Consider the following 12,948-nt stretch of genomic DNA (forward strand, 5'->3'; position numbering starts at 1 on the left):
TGACGGTTTCGATGCCCCGAGCGTCGAAACCGCCATCGCGCAGATTGACGAACGGTGGCCGGCTGACCATGTGTTGCCGGGTAAGGCTTCCATAGGGCGGAAGCGTCACGTCGGATTCAGCCCGTATTTTCTTTTCGTTCCAACAGTCCGTATCCAGGGCCGTCGATTCCAGCGTTGGATATTTGCTTGATTTCCAAGGCACGTTGGCAAACTGAAATTAATTTTGCTCCAACGGGTAAATCATGGTCATGCAGCCATCAAACAATACTGGCCACAAATATATTCATCAAGGTTCCCCTCAAAACGCCAGCCGACTCAGAGATTTCGATATTTACCGTGCGGCTTTACGTTTTTCCGATTTTCCCGCACCAGCAAAATGTCTTTTTGTAACGTTGTGGTCACATAGACAAGCGCATCACATGCTGTAATTCAAGCCTTTTTTCCATCAGACGGTCCGATGCAGCGCTCGGCATTTCTGCGAGTCAACGCACTGTTTTCCCTCCTCGCGTCTTGCGCCGGTGCCATGGCATTGGTTGCGGCGGGTTTGTGCTTGCTGGCGTGGGCTCCTGGCGCCAAAGCGTCGCAGGACTTTCCCATGGCGCTGCAAGGCGGTTGGACAGATCTCTCCCACACCCCTGCCCTGAATATCGAACGCCTGCCAACCACCGGCGGCAAGTTCGAACATACGGCCAGATTCGAGATTGCCCAAGGCGGCCGCTACGTCATTGATTTTCGAAACGGCTCCGTCCTGGGACGCTTCGAGCACCGGCTTCTGGACGGACAAGACCGGGTTGTTGCCCAAGCCGGCGGCGGACTGACTTCTGCCGAGCCCAACCCGTTTTTTCTGCGCCATGGCCGCGAGTTCGACCTCGCGCCGGGAACCTACCGGCTGCTTACGCGGTTGGAATCACCCTATTTCATCACGCCGCCGCAGCCGTACATCGACACGCTGGACCACTACCGGCAGGCCATCAAACCGGGCAATGCGCTGACGCTGGCGGGATTGGGGGTGTTCATTGGCTTGGGCGTGTTCTACGCGGTCCTGGCCGGCGCGCGGCGGCGCTGGACCGAAGGGCTGTACGCCGCGTTCATAGCCGGCAACTTGGTCTACAACGCCAGCGGGCTGGGCGTGGCGCACGAGCTTCTGGGCATCCGCTGGTTCTATCTCAACACCGCGCCCATCCTGCTGTCCAACATGGCCTACGTCGGCTTCGTGATGGCGCTGCTGCGGCTGCGCGCCACGGCACCGCGCCTGTACGCGCTGGGTATTGCCGTCGTGCTGACCATGGCGTGCATGGCCGGTGTCGCGGTGTGGCGGCCGAATTGGGCCATGGAGCTGTGCCGCGCGGGTGTGGGTGCGTTCCTGGCTTATGGCCTGGCCGCGGGCATATGCCGCGCGCGTGCCGGCGACCGCCTGGCGCGCTCTTATCTCCTGGCCAACGTGGGCTTCGCCATCACGGGATTCGTGGCCATCACGCTCGGCGGCATGGGCGATCTCAACACCATCGTGGTGGAGCATGTAGGCCTGGTGGCCGTGACCATTGAGGTGCTGCTGCTGTCCCTGGTCCTGGCCTTCCAGTTTGGCGAGTTGCAGCGCACGACGGCGCAGGCGCTGGCCACGGCACAGGCGCATTTGCGGCTGGCTCAAACCGATTCCCTGACGGGGCTGCGCAACCGCCATGCTTTCGAAGAAGCGCTGCAGGCGCTGCCTGCACAGGCCAGCCTGACGGCCATCGACCTCGACGGCCTCAAGCACTACAACGACCGGCACGGCCATGCCCAAGGGGACAGGCTGCTGCGCGAGTTCGGCGCCGAGCTTGGGCAGCGGCTGGACTCGCACGCCACCCTGTACCGGCTTGGCGGCGACGAGTTCGCCGTGCTCTCCATGCTGGGCCACCGCACCGAGGTGGAGGCGGCCATTGCGGCGGCCGTGCAGGCGCTTCACCGCAAAGGCTTCGTCGATGCCGGCGCCAGCTGGGGGACGGGTGACTTCACCGAGGCTGGCGGCATCGATGAAATTCAGCAGCTCGCTGACAAGCGCATGTACGAGCACAAGCGCCGGGGCCAGGCTGCACGCCAGGCCAGCTCATGCCCGGCGCCTTCGTTGCAGCAGCCATAAGAGGTTTCCGGCGATAGGGCTTTGAGGGGCCGGGCCGGTGGGTGGGCGCGCCCCTCTTCAGACCAGCTCGATCGCCAAGGCCGTCGCCTCGCCGCCGCCGATGCACAGGCTGGCGACGCCCCGCTTGGCGCCTCGCTGGCGCAGCGCGCCCAGCAGCGTCACGACGATGCGCGCGCCCGACGCGCCTATGGGATGGCCGAGCGCGCAAGCACCGCCATGCACGTTGACTTGCTCATGCGACAGGGACAGCTCGCGCATGGCCGCCATCGTGACAACGGCAAATGCCTCGTTGATCTCCCACAAGTCCACGTCGCCCACTTGCCAGCCCACCTTGGCGAGCAGCTTGCGGATCGCTCCCGCCGGCGCGGTCGTGAACCAAGCCGGTTCTTGCGCGTGCGTGGCATGGCCGTGGACGACCGCCAGCGGTGCCAGCGTGTGCTTGCGCGCGGTCGATTGGCGCATCAACACCATGGCGGCCGCGCCGTCGGAGATGGAGCTGGAGTTGGCCGCGGTCACCGTGCCATCCTTGGCAAAAGCGGGCTTGAGCGTGGAGATTTTCTCCAGTTGCACGTTCAGCGGCGCATCGTCCTGCGACACCAGCTTCTCGCCGCCGCGCCCGGGCACGGCCACCGGCGTGATTTCCCAGTGGAACAGGCCGTCGCGGATGGCCTGTTGCGCGCGCAGCGTGGAGGCGGCGGCGTAGGCATCCTGCTCCTCGCGCGTGAAGTTGAAGTGGCGTGCGCAGTCCTCGGCAAAGGTGCCCATCAGCCGGCCGTTGGTGGCCGCGCCATAGCGGTCTTCCAGGCCGTCGAAGAACATGTGGTCCAGCATCTGGCCATGGCCCAGGCGCTGGCCTGAGCGCGCCTTGGGCAGCAGATAAGGCGCGTTGCTCATCGATTCCATGCCACCGGCCACGACCACCTCCTGGCTTCCGGCCAGTAGCAGGTCGTGCGCCAGCATGGTGGCCTTCATGCCTGAGCCGCAGACCTTGCTGATGGTGGAGCAGCCGGCCGACAGGGGCAGGCCTGCGTTCAGCGCGGCCTGGCGCGCCGGCGCCTGGCCCAGCCCGGCAGGCAGCACGCAACCCATCAGCACCTCGTCCACGGCGTCGGATGGCAGGCCGGCCCGCTCCACGGCGGCACGGATGGCCTGTGCGCCCAACTGCGGCGCGCCGAGCGACGCGAAGCTGCCTTGCAAGCTGCCCAGCGGCGTGCGGGCGGCACTGACGATGACGATGGGATCGTCGGAGGTGGAAGTTTGAGGCATGAGTCGCTCCACACGCCGGTTGCGATCGGCGCGAAAGGGGTTGGCGGGAGTGGCGCGGCCCGCTGTGCACGGGCCCCGCAGTCAGGCTGGCCGGCTCAGACCAGCCGCAGCCGTGCGGCCTGCTCTTCGAGCGCAGGCCGGAAGTCGGGGTGGGCGATGCTGATCAGCGCCCGGGCGCGCTCACGCATGGACTTGCCGCGCAACTGGGCAACGCCGTATTCGGACACGACGTAGTTGACGTCGTTCTTGCTGGTGGTGACCACCGTGCCTGCGTCCAGCGTCGGGACGATGCGCGAGACCGCTCCGTCCTTGGCCGTGGAAGGCAGAACGATGAAGGACTTTCCGCCTTCTGACCGGTTGGCGGCGCGCACGAAGTCCGACTGCCCGCCCGTGCCGGAGTACGGCGTGGCCCCCAGCGATTCCGAGCCGCATTGGCCGAAAAGGTCGATCTGCAGCGTGGCATTGACCGAGATGAGCTTGTCGTTGCGGCCGGCAAGCCAGGGATCGTTGGTGAAGTCAACCGGGTGCATCTCGAAGCCCGGGTTGCGGTGCATGTAGCGGTAGAGCTTGGCCGAGCCCAGTGCGAAGGTGGCGATGGACTTGCCGTGCAGGTAGTTCTTGCGCCGGTTGGTGACGGCGCCGCATTCGATGAGCGAGAGCAGTCCGTCCCCCATCATTTCCGTGTGCACGCCCAGGTCGCGCTTGTGCCGCAGCTGCATGACCACGGCGTCGGGGATGGCGCCGTAGCCGACCTGCAGCGTCGAGCCGTCTTCGATCATCTCCGCGACGTAGCGGCCGATGGCTTCCTGCACGGGCCCGATGGTGGGCAGGCCGACTTCGCGCAACGGCACATCGTTCTCCACCACCGCCGCCACCTGGGAGATGTGCACATGGCAATGGCCACAGGCAAAGGGCACGTTGGGGTTGACCTCCAGCACCACGGCCTTGGCGCGCTCGATGGCAGCCATCGTGTAGTCGGTCCCCAGGCTCAACGAGAAGTAGCCGTGCTCGTCCATCGTCGAGGCGACGCTGAGAACGACGTCGGCCGGGGTGAGGCCGCGCCGAATCAGCTGCGGCAGCTCCGAGAAGTTGCTGGCCAGCGTGTCTATCCAGCCCTGCTGTGCCCCTGGGCGGGAGGCGCCGCCCAGGAAGTAGCCCAGGTGCCGCACATGCCCTACCGTCTCAGGGTCGAAATAGCCGTAGGGCGCCAGCGGCAGGATCTGCGCGATGCACACGTCGTGGAAGTCGCGGCGCCGCTCGGAGAGCGCATTCAACAGGGCCGGGGGCTCGCCTACCCCGGTGGGCACGACGATCACGTCGCCGTCATGCACTTCGGCGACCGCGTCGTAGGCCGAACGGCGCTTCTGGCGGTATTGCTCCCGGACTGACATGGGGTGGTCTCCCTTGATCTGGCTCTTGCAGCTGTGGCGCCGGTCGCGTCGCTCAAGCGCCCGCAACGGCGCGGGCGATGACCAGGCGCTGGATGTCGGAGGCGCCCTCGTAGATCTGGCACACGCGCACGTCGCGGTAGATGCGCTCGACCGGGAAATCGCTGACGTAGCCGTAGCCGCCGTGGATCTGGATCGCGTCGGAGCACACGCGCTCCGCCATGGTCGAGGCGAAGAGCTTGGCCATGGACGCCTCTTTCAAGCAGGGCTGCCCGGCGTCCTTGAGCGTGGCCGCGTGCAGCACCAGTTGGCGCGCGGCCTCGATCTGCGTGGCCATGTCCGCCAGGCGAAAGGCCACCGCCTGGTGCTCGATGATGGGCCGGTCGAATGCGACGCGCTCCTTTGCGTACTTGACGGCCGCGTCCAGCGCTGCGCGTGCCATGCCCACCGATTGCGCGGCGATGCCAATGCGCCCGGCCTCCAGGTTGGACAGCGCGATCTTGTAGCCCTCCCCCTCGTTGCCCAGCAGGTGGTTGGCCGGTATGCGGCAGTCCTCGAAGGTGATGGTGGCCGTGTCCGAGGCATGCTGGCCCATCTTTTCCTCCAGGCGGGAAACGATGTAGCCGGGCGTCTGCGTGGGCACCAGAAAGCAGGAAATGCCCTTCTTGCCCGCGGCCTTGTCGGTGACGGCAAACACGATCGCCACCTGCGCATGCTTGCCGCTGGTGATGAACTGCTTGGTGCCGTTGATCACCCACTGGTCGCCGTCGCGCACGGCGCGGGTGCGCAGCGCCGCCGCATCCGAGCCGGCCTGCGGTTCGGTCAGGCAGAAGGCCCCGAGCCACTCGCCCGTGGCCAGGCAGCGCAGGAAGCGGTCCTTTTGTTCCGCGGTGCCGTACTTGAGCGTGATGCCGCAGGCCAGCGAGTTCTGCACGCTCACGATGGTGGAGGTGGCGCCGTCGCCCGCGGCAATCTCCTCCAGCGCCAGCACCAGCGACACGTAGTCCAGCCCGGCGCCGCCCCATTCCTCGGGCACGACCATGCCCATGGCACCCAGGCCGGCGAGCTCCTGCAGCGCCTCCTGCGGGAAGCGGTGCTCACGATCCCACTCGGCGGCAAAGGGGGCCAGGCGCTCCTGCGCAAAGGTGCGCATGGCGTCGCGGATCATTTCCTGTTCGGGGGTCGGGATCATTGTGCACTCTCCGGGGGTTGCCTCAGCTTTTTACTTGGATGCCATGCGGATGGCACCGTCCAGGCGGATCACCTCGCCGTTGAGGTAGGCGTTGTCGAGGATGTGCAGCACCAGGCGCGCGAACTCGTCGGGTTGGCCCATGCGCGAAGGGAACGGCACCGTCTTTCCCAGGGCGTCCTGCACCTCGGTGGGCATGCCCTTGAGCATGGGCGTCTCCATGATCCCGGGCGCGATCGTCACCACGCGGATGCCGTGGCGCGCCAGTTCGCGGGCGATGGGCAGCGTCATCGCCACCACGCCGCCCTTGGAGGCGGCGTAGCCGGCCTGACCGATCTGGCCGTCGAAGGCCGCCACCGAGGCGGTATTGATGATCACGCCGCGCTCGCCGTCCGGGCCGGGCGCGCTTTGCGCGATGGCCTCGGCCGCCAGGCGCAGCATGTTGAAGGTGCCCACCAGGTTGATCTGCACCGTGCGCGCAAAGCTCTCCAGCTTGTGCGGGCCGTCGCGGCCGAGCACCTTCTCCGCCGGCGCCACGCCGGCGCAGTTGACGAGCCCGTGCACTGGGCCGAACGCGCTGCGGCATTCGGCCACAGCGGTCTGTGCACTGGCAGCGTCCGACACGTCGGCTTGAACGAAGCGGGCATTCGCGCCGAGTTCGCCGGCCAGGGCAGAGACCGCCTCGGCGTTCAGATCGACAAGCAGCACGCGCCCACCGGCGGCCACCAGGCGGCGAGCCGTGGCGGCGCCCAGACCCGAGCCGCTGCCCGTGACGATGAAACTGCGGTCCTTCACTTGCATGTCTTGTCTCCTGGGGTGGCTGCGCCACCGATCTCATCCCGCACGTCCACGGCCAGTGGCGACGTGAACCTCGCGGCCATCGTAGGCAGGCGCGGGGTGGTTGCCGATGACCGCAGACCTCTTTGTGCGTGATGCGTCCGGACACTCCGGGCCGGCGGGTGCCGGCCCACAGGCGCTGGGCCAGGAGCCCCAATGGAAGCCGCGCCGCCGCCGCGGCCGCGCGCGTTGGGCGCGGCCTGCCAAAGCGGCCCGGTAAAATTGCCGCCCCTCGTTGGGTCCAGACGCAACCATGAATGACGCTCGCGACAAAGGCACCATCTCGATGGGGTTGGTGCACGAGGCGCTGTTGGTCGCCACGGCCAGGAACCTGGATACCGCGGCGATGCTGCGGCAGGCCGGTATTGAAGAAGGGTTGCTGGGCGCCCCCAGAGCGCGCGTGCCGGCCGTCACGTATGCCCGTTTGTGGGCCGCGCTCGCGGACGCCATGGACGACGAGTTCTTCGGCATGGACAGCCACCCCATGCGCCGTGGCAGCTACCGCCTGATGTGCCATGCCGTGCTGGGCTGCACGACGCTGGGCCACGCGCTGCAGCGCATGTTGTCCTTCTTGCGCGTGGTGCTGGATGACCTCCGTGGAGAGCTCCACTGCGAGGGGGAGCATGCGTGGATCAGGCTGCACGACCATGGCCCGCCGCGTCGCATGTTCACCTACGCGACGTGGCTGATGCTCGTGCACGGGCTTGCCTGCTGGCTGGTGCGCAAGCGCATTCCCTTGCTCGAAGCCAGCTTTCGCTGTGCCGAGCCGGCCGATGCCGGCGACTACCGCGTTCGGTTCTGCGAAACGTCCATCTTCAACGCACCGGTCACGCAGGTGCGCATTGCCCGCCCGCTTCTTGAGTTGAAGGTGGTCGAAACGGAGGCCAACGTGCGCGCGTTCCTGCGCGACGCGCCGGCCAACGTGCTGGTGAAGTACCGCAACGACGTCAGCATCAGCAGCATGGTGAGGCGCCGCCTGCGAATGCTGAGGCCCGAGGCCTGGCCGGAATTGAAGGACCTGGCCAGCACGATGTGCATGTCCAGTCCCACCCTGCAACGACGCCTTCAGGTCGAAGGCCTGAACTACCAGCGCTTGAAGGACGAATTGCGTCGCGACATCGCCATTGAGCTGCTCGCCAATGCGTCCCTGCCTGTCACGGACATCGCCGCCCAGGTGGGCTTCCAGGACGCCAGTGCGTTCCACCGCGCCTTCAAGAAGTGGACCGGCGTCAGCCCGGGCAGTTACCGCCGCGGCAGCGAGGCGGCGGTACGGAAAACTTTTCCATGAAGTTGACCGCGCATGCTCCTCAAGAAAGAGGGCGGCCTCTCCAGGCCGCCCTCTTCTGCTTGCATGCGGTCGATTTGCCGCGTTTCAGCAGGCCCAGCTGTAGGCACTGCAGGTGGCGCTGAGCATGGCGCCGAAGTTGCTGTCGAACTGGGCGCCGCCCTGGACTTGCGGATTCGGGCTGGTGTAGCCCCAGGACACGACGCTGGTGAGCCGGTTGGCGTAGTTGTCCTGCGTGTAAGGCGACAGGCCCGTGTAGTCCTGGCGGAAGTTCAGCACCACCGGACCGCCACTGGAGCCGCCGGTCATGTCGGACCCCCAGGTGCCGTTGTTGGTGCCGGCGTTGTTGGCCATGCTTTCCACGCGGTGCATTTGCGTGCCGCCGTCAAGGTTGGCCGGGTAGCCCAGCACCGTCATGTGGCGCCCGATCAGGGCCGGGTACAAGTAGCCCAGGTAACCGGTGTAGTCGCCGATGCGCCAGCCGGAGCTGTCCTTGTTGAAGACGATCAAGGCCCAATCGCCCGCGTTGGGCACCTGGCCGCCGCTGTTGAACCAGGCGGTGGAGGTGCGGGCATTGGCCCAGCCGCTCCAGGTTCCGAAGGGACGCGTCTCGGTCGTGCCTACCCGGCTGTAGCCGGGCACGAAGGTGAAGCTGTTGTACCAGCCGCTCGAAGAGCCGTTGCCGCTGTGCACGCAGTGGCCGGCGGTGAGCACCACGCCGGGCTTGATCATGGAGCCCGAGCAGATGTAGGCGTTGCCCGTCTGGTCGCGAAAGTACAGCTTGCCCACGGTGCTGCTGGGATAGGCGCGGTCCTGCTGGCGCGGGTAGGTCCGCGTGGAGGTGAACTGGATGCCACCCGTGCCCACGGCTTCCGGCACGGCGGTTTCGGCCATGGGCGCAGTGGCCAAGGCCGCGGCGCTGAGCTCGCGCCGCTGGAGCAGCATGGCCGCATTGGCCACCGGACGCTTGCCGGGCCGGTCGGCCTGCACGCCGCGCGAGCTGGCTTCGACCGAGGCGGCGTTGTAGTCGAAGGCCGAGGCCGGAAGGAACTTCACCTTGGGCATGGGCGAGCGGGCGCCGACGAGCTCCAGGTCACTGAACCCGGCGGCAGCCATCGCGGCCGTACCCGGCGTGGTGGACACCGACTGGGCCTGCGCGGACTGGAGTGCGAAAGCGGCCAGGCCGGTGGCGGTCAGGGCAAACAGGGAGGCGTACTTCATGATGCGTCAATGCCTTTATGTGGAACGGTTGGGTGGCGGGCATGGCTGAGTAGCGGCGCGCCGGGCAACGGTTCAAAGAAATTTGAGGCAGTTGATGCAGGGGCACAGGCTCTTCGTGGCGACAAGCGCGGCCGGCGGCATGGCGGCCCGTTGGCAATGCCGCCCCGGTGTCAACAAGGGCCGTCGGATGTTCAGCCGGGTGCCGTGGCGCTGAACGCACCTGGCGCAGCCGTGCCGGACGAAAGGTAGGGGGCCATGATGTCCTGCAGCCAGTCCATGAACGCCTGCACCCGGCGCGGCAGGCGCCGGTGCGCATAGAGCAGCGACACGGGCATGGGCGCGGGCCGGAAGTCCGGCAGCACCTCGACGAGCTCACCGCGATCCATCCAGGGCCGCATCGCCGGCTCCGGCGCCTGGATGATGCCCAGCCCTGCCAGACAGCCGTGCAGGTAGGCCTCGGAGTTGTTGACGGTCAGCGCACCGGCCATGGGTACGAGACGCGTTTGCCCGCTCTCGTCCAGGTATTCGAAACCGGGTGAGCGGGCACCCAGTCCCGGCAGGTAATGGATGAGCCGGTGTGTGGCCAGGTCGTGCAGCGACTGCGGCACGCCGAAGGCACGGACGTAGGCCGGGCTGGCGCAATTGATCAGCGGCAGCCGCCCCAGCGGCCGGGCCAACAGGCTGGAATCGGTCAGCGGACCGACGCGCAACACGCAGTCGAAGCCCTCGCCCACCAGGTCCACGCGGCGGTCGGTGCTGCTGAGCTCGATCTGCAGCGCGGGATGCGCCTGCAGGAACTGCGGCAGCCGCGGCAGCACGAGGTTGCGCGCCATGCCGACGGGCATGTCCACGCGCAATCGTCCCTGCAGCGCCGCCGGTCCGTACTGGAACAGTTGGCGCAGCTCCTCGGCATCGGCCAGCAACTCGCGGGCACGCTGCACGAAGGCCTCCCCATCCGGCGTGAGCTGGACGCGCCGGGTGGTCCGATGCAACAGCCGGGCGCCCAGCAGCGCCTCCAGCCGCTGCACGGCCGCCGACACGCTGGTGCGCGGCATGCCCATCAACTCGGCCGCCCTGGTGAAGCTGGCCGACTCCGCCACACGCATGAAGACCTGCACCACATCCAGCGGCAGTGGCTCTGAATTGTTCGTCATGGCTGCACAGTCTAGCCAGACAACCCATGTTTATCCGTTTTTACTGAACCAATAAGCTCGACGCGTCTTCCACCCTTTCCTGAACGGAGCCCTACATGGCCAACAAGATCGCACTCATCACAGGCGCAAGCCGGGGTTTGGGCCGCAGCGCCGCCGAACACCTGGCCATGCGCGGCATCGACGTGCTTGTCACGTACCGAAGCCGGCGCGACGAAGCCGACGCCGCCGTGGCCGCCATCGAAGCGGCCGGCGTGCGCGGCGCGGCCTTGCAACTGGACGTGGGCGACAGCGCCGCCTTTCCGGCCTTCGTGCAGGCCGTGCGCGAACAGCTCGTCCGCTGGAACGCGCCGCAACTGGACTTTCTGGTGAACAACGCCGGTGTCGGCATCCATGCGCCGTTCGCACAGACCAGCGAGGCGCAGTTCGACGAGCTGGTGCGCATCCACTTCAAGGGGCCCTTCTTTCTCACCCAGGCGCTGTTGCCCTTGCTGGCCGACGGCGGGCGAATCCTCAACGTCTCCAGCGGCCTGGCGCGCTTCACGGTCCCCGGCTATGCCGCCTACGCCGCGATGAAGGGTGCCGTCGAGGTGCTCACGCGCTACCAGGCCAAGGAGCTCGGAGCCCGGCGCATCCGCGTCAACACGCTGGCACCGGGTGCCATCGAGACCGATTTCGGCGGTGGCGTGGTGCGTGACAACGCGGCCATGAACCAGCAGCTCGCGACGCAGACGGCGCTGGGCCGGGTGGGCCTGCCCGCAGACATCGGTGCCGCGGTGGCGGCGCTGCTCTCCGACGACACGGGCTGGATCAACGGGCAGCGGGTGGAAGCCTCAGGCGGCATGTTCCTGTAAATGCCGATCACGCCGCCGCCTTTGCGGCGGCCGAAATAACCACGCAATTGTCTGTTTGGAAATCAGATGAATATCTGATCAAAAAGAAACCAGAGGCTGGAGTTGTCCGCCCTTGAATCCATATACCGTCACCGGCAAGGTCTTCATGTCGTGGCCATCGGTGAATGAATACTCTCCCACGACACCTTTATAAGTACCTTTGGCAATTTGCTCCGCCACCTTTCCTGGATCGGTGGAGTTGGCCTTTTGCATGGCATCGGCGAGCAGCATGGCGCCATCGTAGAAATTCGCGGCGTAGGTCAAAGGGTCGCGCTGGTAAGTGGCCTTGTATTTGGCGGCGAAAATACGCCCGGCTTCCGTCTTGTCGAGAATCAGGCGGGCTTGCATGCAAAGCGTCCTGCCATCGGCCAACCCGGCGCTGAGCCGGCTGGTTTCCGTATCGCAAATGGCGTCGCCGCCCAGGAGCTTGGCATGGATGCCCAGCGAAACCATTTGGCGCAGCATGGGGCCGGCCTGCAAGGAAAAGCCGCCGAAGACGATGACATCGGGCTTGGCGGCACGGATGGCGGTCAATATGGCCGTGAAGTCTGTGGCCTTGTCGGTGGTGAATTCCTGCCTGACGATGCTCAGCCCCTGACGCCTGGCCTCGGCCATGAACTCGGCCGCCAGCCCTTGCCCATACGCCGTGCGGTCGTCCACCACGGCGACCTGCTTGGCTTTCAGCTCCCTGGCCGCGTAGATGGCCATGGCCGCGCCCACCTGCTTGTCGTTGCCGCCTATGCGGAACAGGCGCGGGTGGCCCAACTCGGTGAGCTTGGGATTGGCGCCCACCGTCAGCACCACCATGCCGGCGTCGTTGTAGACACGGCTTGCCGGGATGGCGACGCCGGAGTTGTACGGGCCGACGACGAATCCGACCTTGGCGTCCGCCAGTTTCTGCGCCACCGACACGCCTTGCCGCGGATCGCCCGCGTCGTCCTCGGCGACGACCTGCAGGCTCACCTGCCGGCCACCGACCTGGAAGCCTTTGGCGTTGATTTCCTTCACCGCCAGCAGCAGCCCGTCGCGGTTGTCCGCGCCATAGGCGGATTGCGAACCCGACAGCGGGCTGCTGAGGCCGATCTTCACAACGTCCTGCGCATGCGCCGCCGATGCTGCGCAAGCCAGCATCGTGGCCAGGAACGCGAAAACGCTTTGCCGGACGCCAAGTGGAAACTGCTTCATCGAAGGGCTTGCTGTTGTGGAGCCATCAGTACCGGACGAGCCCGCGGGCCGGCTCCCCGGACAGCGCACCGAGCCGGACGGCTTGGAGGCTCGCTGTGGCAGGCCAGGCCCAAGCCGACTGATTCGCTACGCCGGCAATGGTAATTGGCAGCAGCTTTCACGAAGCCGACTGAACGCTGCCGGTCGGTCTGCCTGGTGTTGAATGCGGCATACGGCAGGCGAATCAGTGCCGGCAGGGCCCCCGGGCAGGTGACAACGGCATGGTGGACACGCGGTGCACACACAGGCCCCCACTCCACTTCGCTCAACGCCCTGGCGGGCCGGCGGCCCTTGCAAACAGGCTCCGCCCACGATCATCCCCCGGTCACATCCCTGCGTAGTTGGGCCCGCCGCCGCCTTCCGGCGTGACCCAGG

The 12,948-nt window shown here is 66.6% G+C and carries 10 protein-coding genes; 3 read left to right on the top strand and 7 right to left on the bottom strand.

Going from position 1 to position 12,948, the window contains the following annotated elements; translation table 11 throughout:
- Window positions 1–595: 595 nt before the first annotated feature.
- The gene (locus tag SM757_RS27755; RefSeq protein ID WP_322467851.1) at window positions 596–2,119 is read left to right on the top strand and encodes a GGDEF domain-containing protein; all 1,524 of its coding nucleotides are present in this window, start codon (window positions 596–598) and stop codon (window positions 2,117–2,119) included.
- Window positions 2,120–2,176: 57 nt separating this feature from the next.
- Here the strand turns inward: SM757_RS27755 and SM757_RS27760 are convergent, their stop codons facing one another.
- The 4 genes from SM757_RS27760 to SM757_RS27775 form a co-directional block, all read right to left on the bottom strand.
- Window positions 2,177–3,385 (bottom strand): acetyl-CoA C-acyltransferase, encoded by a 1,209-nt coding sequence (locus SM757_RS27760; RefSeq protein ID WP_322467852.1) that lies wholly within the window; start codon window positions 3,383–3,385, stop codon window positions 2,177–2,179.
- A gap of 95 nt (window positions 3,386–3,480) precedes the next feature.
- Entirely contained in the window at window positions 3,481–4,776 is a 1,296-nt protein-coding gene (locus SM757_RS27765) for an acetyl-CoA hydrolase/transferase family protein (RefSeq protein ID WP_322467853.1), read from the bottom strand.
- A 52-nt stretch (window positions 4,777–4,828) separates the two neighbouring features.
- Entirely contained in the window at window positions 4,829–5,965 is a 1,137-nt protein-coding gene (locus SM757_RS27770; RefSeq protein WP_322467854.1) for an acyl-CoA dehydrogenase, read from the bottom strand.
- A 30-nt stretch (window positions 5,966–5,995) separates the two neighbouring features.
- Window positions 5,996–6,763: a 3-hydroxyacyl-CoA dehydrogenase gene (locus tag SM757_RS27775; protein WP_322467855.1), complete on the bottom strand. Its 768-nt coding sequence runs from the start codon at window positions 6,761–6,763 to the stop codon at window positions 5,996–5,998.
- 289 nt (window positions 6,764–7,052) lie between these two features.
- On the opposite strand from SM757_RS27775, the gene SM757_RS27780 reads away from it, so the two are divergent.
- The gene (locus SM757_RS27780; protein WP_322467856.1) at window positions 7,053–8,087 is read left to right on the top strand and encodes an AraC family transcriptional regulator; all 1,035 of its coding nucleotides are present in this window, start codon (window positions 7,053–7,055) and stop codon (window positions 8,085–8,087) included.
- Window positions 8,088–8,171: 84 nt separating this feature from the next.
- Here SM757_RS27780 and SM757_RS27785 read toward each other — a convergent pair whose 3' ends face one another.
- Entirely contained in the window at window positions 8,172–9,305 is a 1,134-nt protein-coding gene (locus SM757_RS27785) for a trypsin-like serine peptidase (RefSeq protein WP_322467857.1), read from the bottom strand.
- A gap of 191 nt (window positions 9,306–9,496) precedes the next feature.
- Window positions 9,497–10,459: a LysR family transcriptional regulator gene (locus SM757_RS27790; RefSeq protein WP_322467858.1), complete on the bottom strand. Its 963-nt coding sequence runs from the start codon at window positions 10,457–10,459 to the stop codon at window positions 9,497–9,499.
- Between the two features lie 95 nt (window positions 10,460–10,554).
- Between SM757_RS27790 and SM757_RS27795 the strand changes: the two genes are divergently transcribed.
- Window positions 10,555–11,310 carry an SDR family NAD(P)-dependent oxidoreductase gene (locus SM757_RS27795; RefSeq protein WP_322467859.1) on the top strand — a complete coding sequence of 252 codons (756 nt, stop codon included), beginning with the start codon at window positions 10,555–10,557 and terminating at the stop codon, window positions 11,308–11,310.
- A 78-nt stretch (window positions 11,311–11,388) separates the two neighbouring features.
- Here the strand turns inward: SM757_RS27795 and SM757_RS27800 are convergent, their stop codons facing one another.
- Window positions 11,389–12,534, bottom strand: coding sequence for a branched-chain amino acid ABC transporter substrate-binding protein (locus SM757_RS27800; protein WP_322467860.1), 1,146 nt, complete (start codon window positions 12,532–12,534; stop codon window positions 11,389–11,391).
- Window positions 12,535–12,948: the final 414 nt, after the last annotated feature.

Source organism: Azohydromonas lata (genome assembly GCF_034427735.1).
Classification (GTDB): Bacteria; Pseudomonadota; Gammaproteobacteria; order Burkholderiales; family Burkholderiaceae_C; genus Azohydromonas; species Azohydromonas lata.